The following is a 21,620-nucleotide window of genomic DNA, read 5'->3' as shown; positions in this document are numbered from 1 at the left end:
CAACCGGACTTTTATTTCACAAAACATTTCATCTTACAAAATACTTTTTATTATCGATAGGATACCTTATGACACTCTCAGCCTCTTTACGCAAAAAACTATCCGTCGGTACTGTACTGATGGCTGCAAGCTCAGTATCTATGCTCACTTATGCCGACGTGACGCTGTTAGTGGACGACAATATTAAGGTCACGGCAATTAATGGGCAAGAGATTTCTCAAGGTGCTTTTCAGCCTTTGACTAAGAGCTTCACGCTGCAGCCAGGCAAGCATGCGATAACGGCTAAGTATGATCGCCTCTACAGGTTGCCTCGCGATGAGCATGATTATCTGCGTTCGGGTAATGTCAGTGTCGTGGCTGAAATGGCGGACAATCAGACCTATCGTTTGACTATGCCAAACCAGCCAGAAGAGTATGCCGCTGCCAAAGATTATGCAAAGCAGCCAACGCTTGCCGTCCAACAAAACAATACTATTATCGCCAGTCAACAAAGCGTGGCTGGGAACAACGGTGGTATATTTGCTGGATTAAGTAAAGCGATCGGTGGAGTATTTGGCGGTGGCGAAGATGCACAGATGCAAAACCAACGCGCTATCGCCGCTATCGATCAGCCTGCACCTGCCGCCAAGCCACAACCGGCAAGAGTGAATACAGGCACGGTAGCCACCAACACTTATAGCGTAGCACCAGCTGCGGTAAGCCAATCGGCACGAACGACTAATACGCTAGATACTTTCATGCAGTTATGGCTTCAAGCAACACCTGCCGAGCGTGCAAAAATACGCCAATGGGTACAAGAGTAAGCTGTTTCAGTCAGTAAACTATTGTAATCAGCGATCATTCAGCCAAATTTAGACATAAAAAAGCACCTATATATAGGTGCTTTTTTTGCTTAGCTGATCAGTTAACGCTATCTATCCTAAGACTATTTACCTAAAAACGCGTTATACATCCAAACTAGCTTTTCTTGTTGTTGCACATACTCATCAAGCAAATCAGCGGTACCTTGGTCATCGCTTTCTTCTGCTAGTGCTGATACTGTACGCTGTTCTTCGATGAGCGTTTGCAAGCCAGTGACCACACCTTTAACACAGCTATTGCCATCATGGACGTTTTTGTCCTCTTCAATGCTAGTATGCTGCGCAAAATCACTATAAGCATGCAATGGTGTCTTACCTAAAGTTAAGATACGCTCAGCGATCTCATCGATCTCTACTTGTAGGTTAGTGTACAGATCTTCAAACTGCTCGTGCAATGAGAAAAAGTGCTCACCCTTGACGTTCCAGTGATAACCGCGCACGTTGATATAAAACATATGATAGCTCGATAGCAAGCTGTTTAGTTTTTCAACAACAGCGCTCATGTCAGCTCTTTCTAAGCCAATCTGATTAGTAGTATTGTCTTTATTACTCATAATATTATCCTTTTAATGTGAGTGTTAGTTTTAGAGAACTGTAAATAAAATATGATTAAAAGTCATCAGTGATGATTCACCTTTACTTTTTTAATCAAAATTATTTGATCTTATTAAGTAAACAGTAGCAAAACTCGTCTGCTAACCTCTATCTCTTCAATGACTCCTATCATAGCAAAGGGATGTTAATAAGTTAAGTGAATTAAACAAACCAACATGATTTATTTTATAAAACATAAACAAGCTATACTTGTTCATAACTATAATACTTATTCTTAACTATAACTCATCTATAACTATAATATAACTCATCTATAATTATAAATAGTATAGCTAATAGGCTAAGCAGGAGGCTGTAAGCTTTCAGGGTTTAGACCGCGAGTAGGAACGACTTCTTGCAGATGTTGACGTACCGTATCAATGGGAAACTTCTGCGTGGTTAGACGCTTAGGAATAATCTGACTGCCTTGCTGACCTTTCATCTCAAACATTACAAAGATATAGTCATCAGTCTCATCCCAGCTTTTGACTGCGCTCCAAGGGATGACCGCTTGCTGAGTAGAGCCTGCGCGCATTTGCATACCACGCATTTGTGGATTTTGCATGAGATCAGGTTGGTTGGCTGGCATCGCCATCACTAAACCGTGTTTTTGTACGCCAAGTTTCATTTGGCGCATCTCATCAGGCATCTCTTGCGCCGCCACTTGTTTTTCAAATTCTTTTTTGACGTACCATTTAAACCCGAGGGTGCGGACAAGTAAATAGATAACAACAGACACCAGCATCAACCAAAATATGATCGTCGAGTAGCCTGTCAAGAACACTAGCCCAGCGATTGCTAAGATGACGACTATCCCTATAATGATCCACTCTTTCATTTTTAAACTTTTTAGACCAAAAGAAGGGCTAGCATTGGTAAATAGCTCATATTGGGCTTGCTGAAATTCAGCTTCAGTCAAATTGAGGGCGACAGGTTGCAGCGTATAGGGATACAGGGCCATAAAAGGTTCTCAGAGACTCATGTTAAGCGTTAGATTAGAGAGGGTTAAGTAAACAGGTTGGCATTAACTTTTGTTGATAGCAGTAGTTGCTACTATCAAAAAATATGAGCAATAATGTCTATGCCAAGTTGACTTAGATGAATAAAACTATGCGCTTATCTTACCGAAAAGCCACTCTAAAAGAAACACTATAACTAGAGAAGTCATATAGTGAAGCCTAAATAAAAAGTGTACAGCTATGACAACGTACTACTGGGATAAGTTTTACTTGCATGCTGCGTTTCTTCGATGCTGCGTAAAATTTATCCCAGTAGCGCTGTATTTATTTTAAAGTGGATTGGCTATAGGATAATAATAGAGGGCGAAATAGCGCTTACAAAAGCTATCTGCGGGCATGGTCAAATCAGCTCGGTCTTGGTATTATAGCCACTATTTATTGTTATCTCATTTTTACCTTTTTTCACCCCTTAGCGCTACAGGCCACTACTATGATAGACCCAAAACTCCTACGCGGCGACTTGACCGATTTACAGCAGCAGCTGACCACGCGCGGGTTTGCGCTAGACATAGAATTTTGGCAAACGATTGAGTCCGAGCGTAAGTCTTTGCAAGTCAGAACAGAAGAGCTACAATCGCGTCGCAATGCTGGCGCTAAGCAGGTTGGCGCGCTAAAAAAGTCAGGCGAAGATGCCAGTGAGTTACTCGCTGAGATGCAAAGCGTCAGCGCTGAGATCAAGGAGGCGGAAGACCAGCTGCGTACTTTGCAAGAGCGCATTAATCAAGCGGCGCTACAGATTCCGAACTTGCCAGCTAGCGATGTGCCGGTAGGCGAATCAGAGGATGACAACGTAGAAGTACGCCGCTGGGGTAGCCCGCGTGAGTTTGATTTTGATATCCAAGATCATACTCATATCGGGGAAACTCTAGGTATGCTTGATTTTGAAGCGGCAGCTAAGCTTACGGGCAGTCGTTTTAATGTGTTAAAAGGACAATTAGCGCAGCTGCATCGCGCGCTGATTCAGTTTATGCTCAATACGCATACGGTCAAGTATGGTTATACTGAGACTTATGTGCCTTATATCGTCAATTCTGAGAGCCTAAAAGGCACAGGTCAGCTGCCTAAGTTTGAAGATGATTTGTTCAAATTGACCAATCATACCAATAACGAAGGCACGGACTTCTATTTGATACCGACTGCCGAAGTACCGATGACTAACTTGGTACGCGGTGAGCGTTTAGAGGCTAAAGAGCTACCGCTGAAGTTTACTGCGCATACGCCTTGCTTTCGTAGTGAAGCCGGCTCGCATGGTCGCGATACTCGCGGTCTGATACGCCAGCATCAGTTTGAAAAAGTTGAGATGGTCAATATTGCCACAAGCGAGCAATCAGACGAGCTTTTAGAGGCGATGACCGAACAGGCGGAATATATCTTACAGCAGCTTAATTTGCCGTATCGTACGGTTATGCTGTGTACGGGCGATATGGGCTTTGCCGCGCAAAAAACCTATGACATCGAAGTGTGGCTACCCAGCCAAGACACCTACCGTGAAATCTCAAGCTGCTCAAACTGTGGCGACTTCCAAGCGCGCCGTATGGGTACGCGGGTTAAAGACGGCAAACAAACTAGCCTTGCCCATACTCTAAACGGCTCAGGACTTGCCGTTGGCCGTACCTTGCTTGCGGTAATGGAAAACCATCAAAACGCCGATGGCAGTATCACTATTCCAGAAGTATTGCGTCCGTTTATGGGCGGGACTGAGACAATTGCAGTTTAAGTATCAATTGCTACTATAAGCTGCGAGCTGCAAATAGTTAAATGAACTTGCAGCTTATGAGTAGCAATTTATCCTATGTGTCTATTGTGCCTATCTGATCTATCTACATGTCTATCGTTTAATAAAACTAATAGGAGTGATTGCGAAATGCAAACGCTGCTGTCAGTGCATTTTTAGATAGGGCTATCGCAAATATGTTAATATTGCCGATGACTCAAATATCTTTTTGTTTCTCTAATTATTGAGAGTATTTATTACGCTCTAATCTTATTACCCAAACGCTTTTCCTTTTGTCTTCTCGACTTCTCATCCGAATATTAGGACCTGCTATGCCTACCCCAATTAATGAACGTAAACTTGCCAATGCCATCCGCGTACTATCTTTTGATGCGGTGCAAAAAGCCAATTCTGGACATCCTGGTGCACCGATGGGAATGGCTGATATCGCCGAAGTATTATGGCGCAAGTTTTTGAAGCACAACCCTGCGGATCCTAACTGGCATAACCGTGATCGCTTTGTGTTATCAAATGGCCATGGTTCGATGCTGATCTACTCTTTGCTGCATTTATCAGGTTATGACGTCAGCGTTGACGATCTAAAAGGCTTTCGTCAGCTGCATTCTAAAACGCCTGGCCATCCAGAGCTAGGTTATACGCCAGGGATTGAGACCACGACGGGTCCGCTAGGTCAAGGTATTGCAAACGCAGTAGGCTTTGCTATCGCTGAGAAAACCTTAGCCGCTCAGTTCAACCGTGACGGTCATGAAGTCATCGACCATCATACCTATGCATTCTTGGGCGATGGTTGCTTGATGGAAGGCATCAGCCATGAAGTCTGCTCGCTCGCAGGTACCTTAGGACTTGGTAAACTTGTCTTCTTCTACGATGATAATGGCATCTCTATAGACGGTGATGTTGAAGGCTGGTTCACCGATGATACACAAATGCGCTTTGAAGCTTATGGCTGGCAAGTGATCAAAGTCGATGGTCATGATACCGATGCTATTACTAGAGCTACCGAGCAAGCGATCAATGAAACGACTAAGCCAAGCTTAATCATTTGTAAGACTACAATTGGTGCTGGTAGTCCAAATAAACAAGGCAAAGCTTCTAGCCACGGTGCACCGCTTGGTGATGACGAAATCGCCTTAACTCGTGATGAGCTTGCTTGGAAACACGCGCCGTTTGAATTAGATGATGAGATTTATGAAGCATGGGATGGCAAAGCCAAAGGCGATGTCATGCAAAAGAACTGGGACGCCACCTTTGCCGCCTATAAAAAAGCTTATCCAGAGTTAGCAAGCGAGCTAAAACGGCGCCTCAACGGCGAGCTACCCGATGACTTTGACAGCCAAGCAAAAGACTATATCCAACAAACCCAAGAGCAGGGCGGTGATGTCGCTAGTCGTAAAGCCAGTCAGAATGCGATCAACACTTTGCAGCCACTATTACCAGAGCTTATGGGTGGCTCAGCAGATCTAGCAGGTTCAAACTTAACTCTTTTTAAAGATGCCAAGGGGATTGAGACCGACGCTGATGGCAACTATATTTACTACGGTGTGCGCGAGTTCGGTATGACTGCGATTGCTAATGGTATCGCGCTCCATGGTGGCTTTATTCCTTACGTCGCTACTTTCCTGATGTTTATGGAATATGCGCGTAATGCGGTACGTATGGGTGCGCTCATGAAGCAGCGTATTATTCATGTCTATACTCATGACTCAATCGGTCTAGGGGAAGATGGCCCAACGCATCAACCTGTTGAGCAGTTGACTAGCCTACGTACTACGCCAAACCTACGTACTTGGCGTCCGTGTGATGCGACTGAATCTGCTAGCGCTTGGGTAGAAGCGATTAAGTCTGAGAACAATCCATCCGCACTGATCTTTAGTCGTCAAGGTTTGCCGCATCAATCTCGTGATAGCGAACAAGTCGCTAATATCGCTAAAGGCGGTTATGTCCTAGCTAAAGAGCAAGGGGCTAGTGATAAAGGATTACAAGCAATCATCATCGCCACAGGGTCAGAAGTTGGCCTTGCTATGGACGCACATAAAACGCTTAGCGAAAATGGCTTTGAAGTCCGTGTGGTCTCTATGCCTTGTGCTGAGATCTTTATGGAGCAAGACGCTGATTACCGCGAGTCAGTATTGCCGGCTAATATCCGCGCTCGTGTCGCTGTCGAAGCCGCGCATGTGGACTACTGGTATAAGTTTGTCGGCCTTGACGGTAAAGTCATTGGCATGACCACTTATGGTGAGTCTGCGCCTGCGAGTGACTTGTATAAAGAGTTTGGTATTACCGCGGATGCGGTGGTTGAAGCGGTAAATAGTTTGGTGTAAAAAGTTTTGTAGGCTGGTTTAGCCCAGCATTTCACAATAGTATTATACTGAGAAGGGCCACTAGATAATTCTGGTGGCTCTTTTTTTATATTTAGAATACTATTCTCTAGATTACTGTTTGGAGATGTGAAAACATCCAAATAGCTTTTTAAAACCTTGTTAACAAGCCCTGTAGCGTGGAAGGAATATCTAGTGAAGAATAATTTTACAGTTGATAACGACACTGTCGCTTCAAACCCGGGTAATGCAGAACTCAAAAAACGGGTATGGTTTCGTCATAATAAGATAGCTGTAGGTTCATTAATCTTGCTTTTAGTTTGCTCGCTACTAGCTACTGTGATTATCGATACCGTATATTTATTCGTTGTTGTTATAGCAGTTATTATAAATGTTTACTATTGGATAAACAAAAAAGAGCACTTCTTAAGCGGTCATTCGAACGGCGGTATCGTTGTTGGGACTAAGCCTACTCTCGTTGCTGTAAATGGAGACTTGAGTAAAGGCTATGGTTACTTCCCAGTTATAAAGATAACAAAACGCAATTCATTAAAAAATGTGAACATCGGTGACAGGATTCCAACTGTTGCCCTTTATACTGCTTCATCAGATGAATTTTTATCACATTGGATAAACTTTAACCCAATTCCCTTATCTTATGCTACAGCTGACCCAAAAGTTATTGAATTAGCTATACAGAGCTACCCAGATGAACAGTGGGAGCAGCTAGAAAAGTACTTGTTAGAGTTAGAAAAGCCTTACAAGGTAGGTTTGTACCAAGTTGGAAAAGAGGATAGTAGTTGGAATGAGGTATCGAATGACTCCCTAAATGTTCTAAATCGTCTTGAGCTTGAAGAAGGGCGTGAAGGTATAAACCTGACAAAAATTATTATCAGCGTGGTTGTGTTTATAGCTATTTTAAAAGCATTAGAGTTTTTTATTTAAAAACGCTTAATTCTACAAATGGTTTGTACATTTCGGCTACTACTAAATATTCAAAAAGATAGGGAGGGGTGGTGTTGAAGGAGACCTGAGAGCCGAAAAAATAAAAGCACTGCTAACTGCAAGCACAGTTCTTGTCTTGCGTCGGGCAAAGCAGTGCTTGGCTTATTCCTTCTCAAGGCACGCAAGGGAAATTTTTTAAATAGGATTTTATAGTATTGAATTAGAATGTTGGGTGTCGCAAGTTCCATTCAATCTACATGCTGTCGCTCTGCTCTTAAAAGCATTGCGAAATAATTAATATGGACTAGTTTTCAGTTCTAACCAAGCTTAATTCTAGATTCTATAGTGATCAAGAATCAATATTATCTCTAGTTTGCCGATCTACAGGGAGCTTAAGGACGTGTACCGGTTTTGTATTGACACGTTGATTAGGCAAGCGTACTGGCTTACTATCAAGTGTATAGATATCCTATATAACCTGATTAAGGAGAGTTATCATGTCGAATAAGTCTGCTAACAACCAAGCGCAAGATGAAATTACCTTAAGTAAAAAGGCCAAAAAACAGCTCAGTAAGCTCAATAAACTGCGCCAAAAAGAGCAAGATAAAGTAGATAAGGCGCGTCAAAAAGAGTTAGCTCAGGTTGATAAAGTGCGTCAAAAAGAGCAAGACAAAGTGGATAAGAAGATCCAAGGCTTGATAGACGATATCAACCAAAAAGCGCTAAAGAAGCAAGAAAAAATAGATACCAAGATTCAGAAAAAAAGAAATAAGATAGACAAAGCCGGCATAGAGCAAGACCAACCGTGGCAATACTAAAGGTTTTAGAAGAATGGAATTGTAAGCTTTTAGGCCACAAATTATTTTAAATAACCAAGAGCATCTGTAGAGATAGTTTTGACATTCTATTCTATTACCAATCCAGTTCTAAACGTTGAAACTAAGCGTTTAGGGTTGGATTTTTTATTGCGAGCGTAAACCTTTGTCTTGTTTAGCAATATTGTTTATGACGGACTGATTAAGTCGTATTTTGAGGAGATTATGAAAACCATTTATCACCCAGCGAATGAACGCGGCGGGGCGCATCATGGCCGGCTCAAAACTAAACACACCTTTAGCTTTGCTGATTATTATGATGCCGAGCGAGTAGGCTTTGGCGCACTCAAAGTTATTAATGATGATCATATTGACGGCGGTCATGGTATCAGCTCGCACTCGCATCGCAACATGGAGATAGTAACCGTTCCGCTAACAGGCGCGCTTATTCATGAAGATGATATGGGTAATAAAAGCTTGATAAACGCAGGTGACATACAGGTGATGTCAGCAGGGTCAGGAGTAGTACACTCTGAGAGTAATGCTAATCAAGATATTCCAGTTAAGCTGCTACAAATCTGGCTTGAGCCGAATAAAAAAAACGTCACACCGCGCTATCAACAGCTTAGCTTAATTGAACTACTGAATCGCAATCAGTTTAATCAAGTACTCTCACCACATAGTAATGACGCTGGGGTTTGGATACATCAAAATGCTTGGTTTAGCGTGGGTGAATTTGATCAAGGCGCGACACAAACTTATACTTTTAATGACTCTAGCAATGGCGCTTACGTGTTTGTAATCTCAGGTCAGGTGTTTATTAATAATCAAGTTTTACAGCCACGTGATGGTTTTGGTATTACTGAGGCAAGTCAGTTTGCGATGGATGTCGTTGCTAATGCTCAAATACTGGTTATGGAAGTTCCTGTTTTCTAATGTGGTATTAGTTTTTTATTTTTCGGATAAATCCTTATGTCTCTGATGTCCAGCTTTAAAGGTATCCTAGGTGAGACCGTTATCAACGTCGCTATATGGCTTAAGCTTGAAGAGAGTGTCAACACCTTACTCCACCGCGCACACCTCTGAGCGTACAATAAAGCGTTTGCCTTCAGGTATCTCCAGCGAGAAGCTAGCGCCGCGACCATCGACTACATCGATAGTTAAGTCAGTATGTTGCCACAGCTTATGCTGCGCCTTACCCATATAGAACGGGCAGCCCGCTAGCTCACCGACGAGCACATCTTGAGCGCCAGTTTTGAACTCACCTAGCGGATAGCACATTGGCGAGCTACCATCACAGCAGCCACCTGACTGATGGAACATCAGCTCACCGTGTTTGGACTTTAATAACTCGATTAATTCGATGCATGACTCTGTCGCTTCAAGTTTCATAATGTTCTCCTTATTACTACTATTTTGAGTTTGTTGACAAATACATCTTTTAGAAGTAAAAATGCAATCTACCTGACGATAGATTGCATCTTGATAATGACTAGTAGATGATGAACTCTATCTAAAACTATGTGACACGATTAAAAGAAGCCCATCGCTTTAGGACTATAAGACACCAGCATGTTTTTGGTTTGCTGATAATGATCGAGCATCATTAGATGGTTCTCGCGTCCGATACCTGATTGCTTATAACCGCCAAATGCGGAATGCGCAGGATAAACGTGATAGCAGTTGGTCCACACGCGTCCGGCCTGAATACCGCGCCCGAAACGATAGGCTTTATGCACGCTACGGGTCCATACGCCAGCGCCAAGACCGTATAACGTATCGTTGGCGATACTCATCGCTTCTTCATCGTCTTTAAAGGTAGTAACCGCGAGTACCGGACCAAAGATTTCTTCTTGGAACACGCGCATGTCGTTAGTGCCTTCAAAGATAGTCGGCTGTACATAGTAGCCATCACCAAGATCGCCGTCATGTTTGGCGCGTTCACCGCCAACTAAGACTTTTGCGCCTTCTTTTTTACCGATATCGAGGTAGGATAGGATTTTCTCTAATTGATCTGAGCTGGCTTGCGCGCCAATCATGGTGTCGGTATCGAGTGGATTACCCATTTTGATGGCTTTGACCCGCTCAATACAGCGCTTGATAAACTCATCATAGATACTTTCATGCACCAGCGCGCGTGAAGGACAAGTACAGACCTCACCTTGATTGAGCGCAAACATCACCAGACCTTCAACGGCTTTGTCCAAGAAGTCATCATCCTCATCCATGACATCAGCGAAGAAAATATTAGGGCTTTTACCGCCCAGCTCTAAGGTAACTGGAATGATATTTTCACTGGCGTACTGCATGATAAGGCGACCAGTGGTGGTTTCACCGGTGAAGGCGACTTTATTAATACGCGGATTGGAGGCTAGCGGTTTACCAGCTTCAACACCGAAACCATTGACCACGTTGAGGACGCCTTTTGGCAAGATATCGGCAATCCCGATGGTCTCTAACATAAATAAAATAGAGGCGGGGGTTTGCTCAGCGGGTTTTAAGACAATACAGTTACCAGCAGCTAGAGCAGGGGCCAGCTTCCATACCGCCATCAGAATTGGAAAGTTCCAGGGGATAATTTGCCCGACGACGCCTAGCGGTTCATGAAAGTGATAAGCGACGGTGTCTTCATCGATTTGACTGATGCCGCCCTCTTGCGCGCGGATAGCACTGGCAAAATAGCGGAAATGATCAATTGCTAGAGGGATATCGGCGGCTAAGGTTTCGCGTACTGCTTTACCGTTTTCATAACATTCAGCGATAGCGATCGCTTCCAGGTTCGCTTCCATTAGATCGGCGATTTTTAGTAGCAGATTAGCGCGTTCAGTGACGCTGGTTTTACCCCAAGCATCTTTGGCGGCGTGTGCGGCATCGAGCGCCTTTTCGATATCCGCTTCTTTTGAGCGTGCTACTTGGCAGATGATTTTGCCATCGATAGGGCTTGGGTTATCGAAGTATTCGCCATCGGTAGGCGCGGTCCACTCGCCATTGATAAAGTTATCGTATTTGTCGCGAAATTGAACAGGGCTATTTTCGGTATTAGGGGTATCATATAACATGAAGCTTTCCTTTTTATAGTGAGTTAATCTTCCTGATTCTAGCTAAAGCTATTCTCATATCGTACTGAGCTTTTGCGAAGAGCGATAGCAACTTTTAATAATAATAGTTTTATGCTTGCATAACTTTTGGTTTGTTAAGGTTGCTTGGTTAAAATAGTTTGCAAAGCTTGCGTAGCTGTTATAATTGCTGCCAAACATTTGGCTCCTTATCGTCTCAAAGCCGGTTATCGAGCCTCTTTCATCCTTTGTTAATTGGTCTAGGTTTATGCGTCAATCTTCTGCTCTTAATATTCTAAAAACCGGCCAAAACGTCTTTTTGACCGGTTCAGCAGGCTCAGGTAAAACCTATACGCTCAATCAATATATCCATTACTTACGTGCGCGGCGAGTACCAGTGGCGGTGACGGCGAGTACTGGGATTGCGGCTACCCATATGAATGGCACTACCATTCATAGCTGGTCGGGCATCGGTATCAAAGATGAGCTGTCCGAGCGTGACTTAAGTAACTTGGCACGCAAGCAGTTTTTGGCTGATAGACTCAAAGAAACCGCGGTACTTATTATTGATGAGATCTCAATGCTGCATGCCAAGCAGTTAAATCTAGTCAATGAAGTACTCAAACACGTCCGCAAAAACGACAGTGCCTTTGGCGGTATTCAAGTGATTGTCGCCGGCGATTTTTTTCAGCTGCCCCCTATAGGCAGCAAAGGCGAGAGTAATCGGGATAAGTTCGCCTTTATGTCGCAGGCGTGGCTTGATGCAGGCTTTCATATCTGTTATCTATCTGAGCAGCATCGGCAAGTGAGCGCGGCCGCGGATGGCGGTTTAGATTTAGATGATATCCTTAATCAGATCCGCCGCCAAGACGTCAGCTTTGAAGCGATTGCGGCTCTTGAGAACACCTTTGATCAAAACGTCGACATTAAGCGTACCCGGCTTTATACCCATAATCTCAACGTTAATAAAATCAACGACAAAGAGCTTGCAGCACTAGAGGGTGAGATGAGACGATTTGAAGCCTCATCTGCCGGTGAGAGTAAACTAGTAGATACCTTAAAGAAGACCGTACGCACGCAAGATGAGCTAATCTTAAAAGTTGGCGCTAAGGTGATGTTTATCAAGAATAATAATGAGCTTGGGGTATCAAACGGCACCATGGGTGAGCTGATTGGCTTTGCGGCGGTAAAAGTAGACGATAGCAAGGCTAAAGATAAAGCCAAAAACGATGCTAAAGCAGATATAGCCGAAGATGATACGATTATTGACGATGATAATGACAATGAGAGTGATAATAAAAAAGCAGATAAGGATAAAAAAGCCAAAACAAAAGATAAGTCTTCATCCGCGCAAAAAATGCCAGTGGTTAGGCTGAATTCAGGGCGAGAAGTCATCGCTGAACCGGAAGAGTGGATCATCGAAGATGAGACCGGCGACGTGCTAGCCAGTTATGAGCAAGTGCCATTATGTCTGGCATGGGCGATTACTATTCATAAATCGCAAGGCATGACTTTAGATGCCGCTGAGATTGATCTGTCGCGCACTTTTGAGTTAGGTCAAGGCTATGTCGCTTTATCGCGCCTCAAGTCACTAGATGGGCTTAAGCTATTGGGTATGAATACCATGAGCTTGCAGCTAGATCCGCTCGCTCGCGGCGCAGATAAGCGCTTTTTAGAGCTCTCTGCTGAAGCAGACGCTAACTATGCCATGCTCGATGAAAAAAGCCTACAACAAAGTCATGATAAGTTTGTGCTCAAATCAGGCGGTACTACTAGTCAGGCAGTAATTGAGGCCTATGCTAAGCTACAAAAAAGACGCCGCGAGCAAGATAAGGCGCAGCAGGACAAAAAGCAAAAGCTTGGTAATCAAGTTGCTGATAAGTCTGAGGCAACTCTGCTAGCCACCAAGGTATTGTTAGAGGAGAGCCTATCTATTGTTGAGATTGCGCAAGCCCGAGAGCTAGCACAGTCGACGATCATGCGTCATATCAGCGAGCTAAAAGCGCAAGATCCGAGTCTGGCTTGTGATCATCTACGGCCTGATGATGAGATTATGACCGCCGTTGGTAATGCTTATGTTGCCATAAAAGTCGCTAATAATCCCAATGACTTCAATGATGATGGTAGCATCAAGCTCAAGCCTATCTATGAGCAGCTCAAGCAAACGATAGATTATAATACGATACGTTTAGCGCTGATATTTATTACGCCTTAGTTTATATGCAATGCTACTTTAGCATCCTCTTAAGTTCAGTCGTCAGCCTAACTCCCTAAAATCACTCTATCTTCTATATTTATAGCGATATTATTTATGTCTGATGTAAAGCCTACGAGTCAAAACAAAACTCCCCAGACCAATGCTAGCTCAATAGAAGGTACGAGCGTGCGTAAACGGCCGCTCAGAGTCGCCATCAACGGTTTTGGGCGTATAGGGCGCAACGTACTACGCGCGCTGATAGAGCGCTTTGAGGTGCTTGGTAATACCATTCATTTGGTGGCTATCAATGATTTAGCGCCAGCCGATACGCTGTTGCACTTACTTAGGTTCGATAGCACTCATGGACGGCTGAGTCATCTTGGCGTTAGTGCTGAGATTGTCACTAATATCGACACTGGCGCTCAACTTTGTATCACGAAACAGGCTCGTACCTACTGTATTCGTATGCTCGCAGAGGCCAATCCTGAGCAGTTGTTATGGCAGACTTTGGCTATCGATGTCGTGCTAGAGTGTACCGGCCACTTTCGCTCTTATGAGCAGGCTTATCGGCACATTGAGGCCGGAGCGAAGCAAGTCATTATTGGCGCCGCTCCTTTTGATGATGTCGAGGCATGCATTGTGATGGGCGTCAATGCTGAGCAGTTGACCAATGATCTCCCTATTGTTTCAAGCGTTTCTTGTACCACTCAGGCGCTAGTGCCTTTGATTGCCACTTTAGATAAAGCCTTTGGCGTGCGCTCAGCGATGATGACGGAGATACATGCGGTTACCGCAGATCAGACGGTGCTTGATCAAGCACATCGCGATCTTAGACGTGCGCGCGCTTCTGGGCACAACATTATCCCAACCACTTCTAGTAGTATCGCAGCTACTGAGCGCGTATTGCCTGCTATGGTTGGTAAGATTAATGGTCATTCTATTCGGGTGCCTACCATTGATGTCGCCGCTATTGACGTCACTTTTGTCTTTGAAAGTGCAGCGGTCAGTGTTGAAGCGATAAGAAAAACCCTCCAAACAGCTAGTGGAGGGTCGTTAATGGGAGTTATGGCCTATACCGATGAGCCCTTAGTCTCTAGCGATTTTATCCATCAGCCTGAGTCGCTGATTATCGATGGTCAGCAATTGATGCAAGTGGGTGACCAATACAAAGTATTTGCTTGGTACGATAATGAGTGGGGTTATGCTAATAGACTGCTAGATATGTGCCTGCATTTGGCTCACACAAACGTCTGCGCGCGCAAGAAACGCCTATGACGAAAATAATATAGTTTTTTTTGATTCAGCTATTGCATTTTTATTTGAGGTCGCTATAATGTTGCACCTAAGGAGACGTGGCAGAGCGGTTGAATGCACCGGTCTTGAAAACCGACAAGGGTTCATAGCCCTTCGAGAGTTCGAATCTCTCCGTCTCCGCCAAATTTGTTCTATATGAACGACAAAGCCCTTATCTTAATGGATAAGGGCTTTTTTTATGGCTACGTTTTAAGAATATATGTTTTATAAACGTATTTAACCTTTCGGTAATATCATTGTATTTGGTAGCGATTATTTTTCTAATGCTTTATCGAATTCGAATATTTGTCCATCAGTAAGAGTCAAAGTCCCTTCATTAATTTCTATCGTCACATCTTGTGCGTTTCTAATAGCGCGCATGACATTGATATTCTCGATACTCGTTTCGATAATTATCTTACCTGACTGTTCAGGCTCGATAGGAGTGGCAAATTGAGTCAAAGGAACATTGAACGCTTTGCCTTCCTTTAAATTAGCATCTTTCATCAATAACGAACCCTTAAAGCTCTCAATAGGAGTGTCGCCATGGTTGGAGAGTATAAATTGTAACTTGACCTGATTTAGGCTATCGCTATCGCTGGTTTTAACGGGTAATAGTGCTATAGGATAAGTCTGGGCGTTGATACCGGTGGTCTGATTCGTTGCCACTACAGGACTTTTCTCGCCAGTCGGGTTGTTAGGATGCAAGCGTTCGTATTCGCGCTGTTGTAACAAAGCCTGCCTAATTGTCGTGCGCGGCATAGCTCCTGAATCATAAGCATCACTAAGTTTCATGCGCAGCATATAGCGGCTCAGTAGCTGTCTATCGCTTTCAGATAATTGTTCAAAAGTTTTACCTAGCTTTTTTTGCCATTGGTCAGAGTCGGTAGGGATGGTTTGTTTGGTTGGATCATTTTGCGGCATCGAGCAGCCATTGATGACGGGCATGCCTAGTGATACCGTTAATAGTACAACTGCTAACTTCCTTATTTTTCTCTTGTTCATCATCTCTCTCCTTATAGCGTCTAGACAGATAGTTATTATTTTCAAATTAATGAAGTCTGATTAGCTTTAATATACCTTGTTTATGTCCGCTGTGGGCTTAATTATCTTTGCTTATCAAAAGCCCTTTGTGATAAAGAATCTGAGAAATCAGAAAAAAGAGTGGCGTTTAGAGGGTGTCGTTCTAAAGATATATTAGCAAAAATATTATATAAAAAAAGCTAAGCGCGATTAAGCAAACTTAGCTTTTGAGTATCTGAACAGGCGTTAGTGATATCGACTCACGATAAGAGTAGCTATCGTTATTTATCCTTATCTTGTAGCTCAGATAAGGGGTGAGTGATGTTGTTATTATGAGTCACTACAATAGCCTCATCGATAATACGCTGACTAACGCCGCGTTTACGTAAGGTCTCAATGAACACCTCGTCATGCGCTAAAGTATAGTCCTGATGGTCGCGATCTAATCCTTGCCGTATGTATAGGCGAATTAGCCCTTGAATACGTTTGAAGCCGAGCTCTGAAGAGGTAGACTGTAATAGCTCAATCATTTCCTCAGAGAGGCGAATGCTAATCGGACGCATGACTTTTTGTGGGTGGTCAGAGAACTTATTTTTTATGCGTACAGGTATCATAATAAACCATTACTTTTAGTGAGTAGGGATAAAAATATTAAGAGAAGCGATAGCTAACTTTATAGTGTGCAGCACTAATAATAGCAGTGAGCCTATAGTAGTCATAAGCACTAGCAAAAAAGCTTTCTAAAACACGCCATCTGTATAAACAAGCTATCTGTCTTACCATACAATAAAATGGCTCAAAAAAATAGCTAAGCCATAAAAATAGCGCACATAAAAAAGCCCCCATCACATCATGATGAAGGCCTCTTTATAGAATATGGCTCCTCAACCTGGGCTCGAACCAGGGACACACGGATTAACAGTCCGACGCTCTACCAACTGAGCTATTGAGGAATAAAAGGTCATAACAATTAATCTGGCTTTGTAATAATTACCAAAGCAGTTCGCGTTATGTGTGGCATATTTTAGCCAAGTCGCTAGGGGCTGTCAACCTTTAAGCGAAATATTTTTAAATTCTTTAAACCTTGTGTGAAGGCTCTAAAAATATAGGGTATCAGCCATAAAAAAACCCTCATCAAAAAGATGAGGGTCTTGGCAAATGCCATAATTGAATCAAAGGTGATTCAAAAAAAATCCATTAGTTATTGAAGTATTTGCTAATAACTAACGTTTGACTAAAAGTCAAAAAATTTGGCTCCTCAACCTGGGCTCGAACCAGGGACACACGGATTAACAGTCCGACGCTCTACCAACTGAGCTATTGAGGAATAAGCTATGAGTGTTTATTCTCATAACGAGCTTAACAACGACTTATTTAGACAATGAGTTGCTGCTAAGTGGAGCGTATTCTAGCAAAGATAAAAAATAGGTCAAGCCTTTTTTATTTTTTAATGCAAATTTTAGGTAAATCAGCAAAATTAGTGCTGAGTATCTTCTAGAGGCTAGTGCTCAGCAACGAAAAAGACGCCCTGAGGACGGTACAAGCAAAGCACTGCTTTACCCGTCCGCAAAATAAGAGCTATGCTTGCAGTTGGACGTCTTTTGCTAATTATTAAAATCTCTAAATGCTGTTAGTTTTTAGATTCGCTAATTACTCTGCGACATCCAAATCAGCAACCGCTTTTTCGATACGCGATAACGCATCTTTTAAGGTCGCTTCATCAGTGGCATAAGAGATACGCATAAAGCCGCCTAGACCGAAAGCATCGCCAGGTACTACCGCTACGCCGACTTTATCTAGTAGCCATTCTGAGAACTCGGTGCACGAAGACAGACCAGCCGCTTTAATCAAAGGCTTGATATTAGGATAGACATAGAAAGCACCGTCTGGGCGCAGGCAAGTGATACCTTTGATAGCATTTAGACCATCGACAACTAAGTCGCAGCGCTTCTCAAAGGCTTCTACCATCGGCGTTAATACGCTCTGATCGCCACTGATAGCGGCAGTCGCTGCCACTTGGCTGATAGAGGTTGGGCAAGAGGTCGACTGCGATTGCACTTTTTTCATCGCGCCAATCAGTTTGGCAGGACCGCCTGCATAACCGATGCGCCAACCGGTCATCGCATAAGCTTTTGATACGCCATTTAGAATAATAGCGCGATCTTTTAATTCAGGAGCGGCGTTTAAGATATTGTAGAACTTATCACCCGTCCAGCGGATGTGCTCATACATATCATCTGAAGCTACATAAACCTGCGGATGCTTCTTCAGTACTTCAGCCAACGCTTTTAGCTCGTCTAAAGTATAGATCATGCCAGTAGGGTTAGAGGGGCTGTTTAGCACGAGCATTTTGGTTTTATCCGTGATGACGGCTTCTAATTGCTCGGCGGTGATTTTGAAGTCTTGCTCCGCAGGGCATTCCACGATGACCGGCTTACCTTCAGCGATAAGTACCATGTCAGGATAGCTGACCCAGTACGGCGCTGGAATGATGACCTCATCGCCTGGATTAATAAAGGCTTGCGCTAAATTAAAGAACGACTGCTTGCCGCCTACCGATACCAAGATCTCATTAGGCTCATAGCTGATGTCATTATCACGCTTGAACTTCTCAATAATGGCCTTTTTTAGCTCAGGCGTACCGTCAACAGCAGTGTACTTAGTGAAGCCATCATTGATCGCTTCAATAGCCGCTTGCTTGACGTGCTCTGGGGTATCAAAATCTGGCTCGCCTGCACCCAAACCGATAATGTCTTTACCAGCCGCTTTTAGCTCTTTGGCTTTATTGGTAATAGCAAGAGTTGGTGAAGGTTTGATGCCATTAACGCGGTCAGATAGTTGCAGCTCGCTCATAAAAAATCCTTATTAAGTCTTATTAAAAAATAAAGGTTAGATAGAAAGGTAATTATTAAATATTAAATGGTCTTATTTGAAAGTATGATGATAAAAGTAGAGTTAATGCTGTGCCAATACGCTCTAATAAGCGCGAATAGCGGCTTTATTGTAGCATGTCAATAGTAAGCTGTCCTACCACACTAGTAACAGAAAATTTAATGTTTTTAGGGTCTATTAAATATGCATAAATGAGCACTGTTGATAGCTCAAACTTATCTAACGTTTGCGAAGTTACAACAATAGCGTCACTTTTTATGTTTATTATTTAGCTATTATAAACTCGAGTGTTACCAAAACAACTTCGAGTTAATAATCTATCCACAAACATATTAGCTAAGGAGCATAACCATGACTACTTCGTCAAAAAAACGTCATATTGTCATCACTGGTGCCACCTCTGGCATTGGCATGCAATTAGCAAAAGATTACTTAGCAAACAATGAGCAGGTCTACGCGGTGGGCCGTGATGATGACGCTTTAGCAGAACTAAAGAAATTAGGTGCGATGCCCATAGATCTTGACTTGATGGATAGAGAAGCGGTTATCGAGGCTTTTGAGAATATTGAACAAGTCGATCTAGCGATTTGCTGCGCAGGAGCCTGCGAGTATTTAGATATGCCGAACTTTGACAGCGAAACCTTTATGAAGGTCATGTCAGTGAATATGGGCACGCTATCACACGCTATCGAAGGCGTGTTACCAAAACTAATCGCTTCAAAAGGTCGACTAGTCGGGCTAGGCTCAGCCTCGGCTTATGTACCTTTTGCTCGCGCCGAGGCTTATGGAAGCTCAAAGGCGGCGATTCATTACTTAATGAAAACTTTACAAATCAGCTTAGCGCCGTATGAAGTGTCGGTGAGTTTAGTAGTACCAGGCTTTGTCGATACACCGATGACTAAACAAAACGATTTCCCTATGCCGTTTTTGCAGACTACTGAGCAAGCCAGTCAAGCCATTCGTGATGGCATCGCAGCGGAGCATGAAGTCATTGAGTTTCCTAAGAAACTAACCCTGCCGCTAAAAACTTTAGGCACACTGCCGGATATGGCATGGCAGCAAGTGAGTAAACAGCTTAATAAAAAGTCGTAAGTTGGCTCTCTATATAAATACAATAAAATTTTTCAGGATACTATGCATGCCGTTTTTTCGCCGTAAGTCTGTAACAGCAAAAGCTAATACTCATGCAAAAAAAGAAAATATTAGCACTCAAAAGCAAATTAAAAAGCGCATCGCGATTATTGGTTCAGGCGTCTCAGGGCTGACTTGCGCGCATTATTTGGTAAAAGAGCACGATGTTACCGTTTTTGAAGCCAACGACTATATTGGTGGTCATGTAAATACCATTGAGGTGACGCTACAAGAGGGCAGAAAGTCTAAGTCTAGGTTTAGTAAAAACAGTCAGGTCGAAAAAAGTGCGATTGATACTGGCTTTATTGTCTTTAATGAGCGCACTTATCCGAATTTTTTTCGCTTATTGCATGAGCTGCAAGTGCCATTTCAATCGACAGATATGAGCTTTTCGGTCAAAAACGTCGCGCGCAATTTTGAATATAACGGTCATACCCTTAATACCTTGTTATCGCAGCGTAAAAATATCGTTAATCCGAAGTTTTGGCGCTTTGTACAAGATATATTGCAATTCAACAAGCAGCTGAAGCAGCTACGTCAGGATTTTGAAGCGGCTCGCAGCAAGGGTGAAGAGGTCGGGGTTTTTACTCAGCAGACGCTGAGCGATTATTTAGCCAGTAAACGTTACGGTAAGCTGTTTACTGATAACTATCTGCTGCCTATGGTATCGGCTATTTGGTCAACGAGCTTAGAGGAAGTGCAGGATTTTCCTTTAGTATTCTTCGCGCAGTTCTTTGATAATCATGGTTTGCTCGATGTAGTCAATCGCCCGCAATGGTTCACTATCAAAGGCGGCTCGAAACAGTACGTCAATAAGCTAGTGACACACTTTGTAAAAAAAGGCGGGCTAGTCCGAGTCAATTCGCCCGTGCAGTCTGTCACTCGTAATCAGACGGACGGTAAAGTTCACTTGGTCGTTAATAGTATTGATGATCATAATAACGTTAGCGAAAGCTTATGCTTTGATGAAGTGATTTTTGCTTGTCACGCTGATACTGCTTTGAAGATTTTGCAGGATGCGAGTGATGATGAGTCAGCAGTGTTAGGTCATTTTCGCTTTACCTCAAATACGGCGGTGTTGCACACTGATACTAGCGTACTGCCTAACAAGCCTTTAGCTTGGGCAAGTTGGAATTATTTGCTCGATGCCGATGGCAAGACAGATAATACAGGTAAGCAGTCTCAAGCGAAACCGGTGCTGACGTATCACATGAATATCTTACAAAGGCTGACTAAGCAGCATAATTATCTAGTGACTCTTAATCATAAGATTAACCCTGCACAAATTATCAAGTCGATTGATTATAGCCATCCAGTGTTTGATAAGCCGATGATAGAGGCGCAAAAACAGTGGTCAACCATCTCTAGCAGTGGTCTGCATACGCACTTTTGCGGCGCTTATTGGTTTAATGGTTTTCATGAAGATGGGGTGCGTAGCGGTCTGCGCGTTTGTCAGTCTTTGGGTAGCCATATTGATATTAAAGATGAGGTTGACGCCTGTCATTTGCCAGACAGTGAGGCTGCGCATACGCCCTTTGTTTATAAAGACATCCCGGTCAAAGCCGATCAAGCTGCTCGTAAGTTAAAAAACCGCCAACTACTAAGCGCGGATACCAATCAAGAGTTAGTAGAGTATCTTTCGTCGCTAGCAGCCAAGCCCGCGAGATCGACAAATAATAAAACTAAAAGGCGCGGTCTGTTGACTAGAGTGCTCAGCAGCAATGACCATAAATAAAAGAGAG

General features: G+C 43.3%; 17 protein-coding genes and 3 tRNA genes. 11 read left to right on the top strand and 9 right to left on the bottom strand.

Annotated features, from left to right (window positions below; translation table 11 throughout):
• The first annotated feature begins 68 nt into the window (after positions 1-68).
• Positions 69-803, top strand: a complete 735-nt coding sequence (locus ACS8E3_RS07085) for a DUF2057 family protein (protein ID WP_439242669.1) — start codon at positions 69-71, stop codon at positions 801-803.
• A 122-nt stretch (positions 804-925) separates the two neighbouring features.
• On the opposite strand, the gene ACS8E3_RS07080 is transcribed toward ACS8E3_RS07085, so the two are convergent.
• Positions 926-1,414 (bottom strand): Dps family protein, encoded by a 489-nt coding sequence (locus tag ACS8E3_RS07080; protein WP_439242667.1) that lies wholly within the window; start codon positions 1,412-1,414, stop codon positions 926-928.
• Positions 1,415-1,755: 341 nt separating this feature from the next.
• Entirely contained in the window at positions 1,756-2,415 is a 660-nt protein-coding gene (locus tag ACS8E3_RS07075) for a YcxB family protein (RefSeq protein WP_439242665.1), read from the bottom strand.
• Positions 2,416-2,903: 488 nt separating this feature from the next.
• Between ACS8E3_RS07075 and serS the strand changes: the two genes are divergently transcribed.
• From serS to ACS8E3_RS07050, 5 genes are all read left to right on the top strand, one after another.
• A complete protein-coding gene (gene serS, locus ACS8E3_RS07070) occupies positions 2,904-4,190 on the top strand; it encodes a serine--tRNA ligase (protein WP_439242663.1) in 1,287 nt (428 codons plus the stop codon).
• A gap of 329 nt (positions 4,191-4,519) precedes the next feature.
• Positions 4,520-6,529, top strand: coding sequence for a transketolase (gene tkt, locus ACS8E3_RS07065; RefSeq protein WP_439242661.1), 2,010 nt, complete (start codon positions 4,520-4,522; stop codon positions 6,527-6,529).
• Positions 6,530-6,721: 192 nt separating this feature from the next.
• Entirely contained in the window at positions 6,722-7,471 is a 750-nt protein-coding gene (locus tag ACS8E3_RS07060; RefSeq protein ID WP_439242659.1) for a DUF3239 domain-containing protein, read from the top strand.
• Positions 7,472-7,968: 497 nt separating this feature from the next.
• Positions 7,969-8,289: a hypothetical protein gene (locus ACS8E3_RS07055; protein ID WP_439242657.1), complete on the top strand. Its 321-nt coding sequence runs from the start codon at positions 7,969-7,971 to the stop codon at positions 8,287-8,289.
• Positions 8,290-8,511: 222 nt separating this feature from the next.
• Positions 8,512-9,222 (top strand): pirin family protein, encoded by a 711-nt coding sequence (locus tag ACS8E3_RS07050; RefSeq protein ID WP_439242655.1) that lies wholly within the window; start codon positions 8,512-8,514, stop codon positions 9,220-9,222.
• A 126-nt stretch (positions 9,223-9,348) separates the two neighbouring features.
• Here the strand turns inward: ACS8E3_RS07050 and ACS8E3_RS07045 are convergent, their stop codons facing one another.
• Both ACS8E3_RS07045 and exaC read right to left on the bottom strand, forming a co-directional pair.
• Positions 9,349-9,678, bottom strand: coding sequence for a DUF779 domain-containing protein (locus ACS8E3_RS07045; RefSeq protein ID WP_439242653.1), 330 nt, complete (start codon positions 9,676-9,678; stop codon positions 9,349-9,351).
• Positions 9,679-9,818: 140 nt separating this feature from the next.
• Positions 9,819-11,345 (bottom strand): acetaldehyde dehydrogenase ExaC, encoded by a 1,527-nt coding sequence (exaC, locus tag ACS8E3_RS07040; RefSeq protein ID WP_439242651.1) that lies wholly within the window; start codon positions 11,343-11,345, stop codon positions 9,819-9,821.
• 265 nt (positions 11,346-11,610) lie between these two features.
• Here exaC and ACS8E3_RS07035 point away from each other — a divergent pair, with 265 nt between their 5' ends.
• The 3 genes from ACS8E3_RS07035 (at position 11,611) to ACS8E3_RS07025 (ending at position 14,976) form a co-directional block, all read left to right on the top strand.
• Complete coding sequence (locus ACS8E3_RS07035; RefSeq protein ID WP_439242650.1) at positions 11,611-13,557, top strand: AAA family ATPase; 1,947 nt, start codon at positions 11,611-11,613, stop codon at positions 13,555-13,557.
• Between the two features lie 96 nt (positions 13,558-13,653).
• Positions 13,654-14,814, top strand: a complete 1,161-nt coding sequence (locus ACS8E3_RS07030; protein ID WP_439242648.1) for a type I glyceraldehyde-3-phosphate dehydrogenase — start codon at positions 13,654-13,656, stop codon at positions 14,812-14,814.
• A 71-nt stretch (positions 14,815-14,885) separates the two neighbouring features.
• Positions 14,886-14,976: transfer RNA gene (locus tag ACS8E3_RS07025), tRNA-Ser, on the top strand.
• Between the two features lie 129 nt (positions 14,977-15,105).
• Here ACS8E3_RS07025 and ACS8E3_RS07020 read toward each other — a convergent pair.
• From ACS8E3_RS07020 to ACS8E3_RS07000, 5 genes are all read right to left on the bottom strand, one after another.
• On the bottom strand, positions 15,106-15,840 hold the full coding sequence (locus ACS8E3_RS07020; protein ID WP_439242646.1) for a hypothetical protein: 735 nt from the start codon (positions 15,838-15,840) through the stop codon (positions 15,106-15,108).
• 296 nt (positions 15,841-16,136) lie between these two features.
• Positions 16,137-16,469 (bottom strand): CopG family transcriptional regulator, encoded by a 333-nt coding sequence (locus ACS8E3_RS07015; RefSeq protein WP_439242644.1) that lies wholly within the window; start codon positions 16,467-16,469, stop codon positions 16,137-16,139.
• Between the two features lie 263 nt (positions 16,470-16,732).
• Positions 16,733-16,808 (bottom strand) — tRNA-Asn (locus ACS8E3_RS07010).
• Between the two features lie 298 nt (positions 16,809-17,106).
• Positions 17,107-17,182: transfer RNA gene (locus ACS8E3_RS07005), tRNA-Asn, on the bottom strand.
• A 323-nt stretch (positions 17,183-17,505) separates the two neighbouring features.
• Positions 17,506-18,708: a pyridoxal phosphate-dependent aminotransferase gene (locus ACS8E3_RS07000; RefSeq protein ID WP_439242642.1), complete on the bottom strand. Its 1,203-nt coding sequence runs from the start codon at positions 18,706-18,708 to the stop codon at positions 17,506-17,508.
• Between the two features lie 390 nt (positions 18,709-19,098).
• Here ACS8E3_RS07000 and ACS8E3_RS06995 point away from each other — a divergent pair, with 390 nt between their 5' ends.
• Both ACS8E3_RS06995 and ACS8E3_RS06990 read left to right on the top strand, forming a co-directional pair.
• Positions 19,099-19,839: an SDR family NAD(P)-dependent oxidoreductase gene (locus ACS8E3_RS06995; RefSeq protein ID WP_439242640.1), complete on the top strand. Its 741-nt coding sequence runs from the start codon at positions 19,099-19,101 to the stop codon at positions 19,837-19,839.
• Positions 19,840-19,885: 46 nt separating this feature from the next.
• A complete protein-coding gene (locus ACS8E3_RS06990; protein WP_439242638.1) occupies positions 19,886-21,613 on the top strand; it encodes an NAD(P)/FAD-dependent oxidoreductase in 1,728 nt (575 codons plus the stop codon).
• Positions 21,614-21,620 lie beyond the last annotated feature (7 nt).

It is taken from the genome of Psychrobacter sp. 2Y5 (assembly GCF_051847375.1).
In the GTDB taxonomy this organism is placed as follows: Bacteria; Pseudomonadota; Gammaproteobacteria; order Pseudomonadales; family Moraxellaceae; genus Psychrobacter.
Note: the sequence above shows the minus strand (reverse complement) of the source record. Positions and strands in the feature narration are given on the sequence as shown.

Bases quoted from the DNA above. Each gene is read 5' to 3' on its own strand.
- ACS8E3_RS07085 (WP_439242669.1), top strand. From the start codon at position 69: ATGACACTCTCAGCCTCTTTACGCAAAAAACTATCCGTCGGTACTGTA.
- ACS8E3_RS07080 (WP_439242667.1), bottom strand. From the start codon at position 1,414: ATGAGTAATAAAGACAATACTACTAATCAGATTGGCTTAGAAAGAGCT.
- ACS8E3_RS07075 (WP_439242665.1), bottom strand. From the start codon at position 2,415: ATGGCCCTGTATCCCTATACGCTGCAACCTGTCGCCCTCAATTTGACT.
- serS (WP_439242663.1), top strand. From the start codon at position 2,904: ATGATAGACCCAAAACTCCTACGCGGCGACTTGACCGATTTACAGCAG.
- tkt (WP_439242661.1), top strand. From the start codon at position 4,520: ATGCCTACCCCAATTAATGAACGTAAACTTGCCAATGCCATCCGCGTA.
- ACS8E3_RS07055 (WP_439242657.1), top strand. From the start codon at position 7,969: ATGTCGAATAAGTCTGCTAACAACCAAGCGCAAGATGAAATTACCTTA.
- ACS8E3_RS07050 (WP_439242655.1), top strand. From the start codon at position 8,512: ATGAAAACCATTTATCACCCAGCGAATGAACGCGGCGGGGCGCATCAT.
- ACS8E3_RS07045 (WP_439242653.1), bottom strand. From the start codon at position 9,678: ATGAAACTTGAAGCGACAGAGTCATGCATCGAATTAATCGAGTTATTA.
- exaC (WP_439242651.1), bottom strand. From the start codon at position 11,345: ATGTTATATGATACCCCTAATACCGAAAATAGCCCTGTTCAATTTCGC.
- ACS8E3_RS07035 (WP_439242650.1), top strand. From the start codon at position 11,611: ATGCGTCAATCTTCTGCTCTTAATATTCTAAAAACCGGCCAAAACGTC.
- ACS8E3_RS07030 (WP_439242648.1), top strand. From the start codon at position 13,654: ATGTCTGATGTAAAGCCTACGAGTCAAAACAAAACTCCCCAGACCAAT.
- ACS8E3_RS07020 (WP_439242646.1), bottom strand. From the start codon at position 15,840: ATGATGAACAAGAGAAAAATAAGGAAGTTAGCAGTTGTACTATTAACG.
- ACS8E3_RS07015 (WP_439242644.1), bottom strand. From the start codon at position 16,469: ATGATACCTGTACGCATAAAAAATAAGTTCTCTGACCACCCACAAAAA.
- ACS8E3_RS07000 (WP_439242642.1), bottom strand. From the start codon at position 18,708: ATGAGCGAGCTGCAACTATCTGACCGCGTTAATGGCATCAAACCTTCA.
- ACS8E3_RS06995 (WP_439242640.1), top strand. From the start codon at position 19,099: ATGACTACTTCGTCAAAAAAACGTCATATTGTCATCACTGGTGCCACC.
- ACS8E3_RS06990 (WP_439242638.1), top strand. From the start codon at position 19,886: ATGCCGTTTTTTCGCCGTAAGTCTGTAACAGCAAAAGCTAATACTCAT.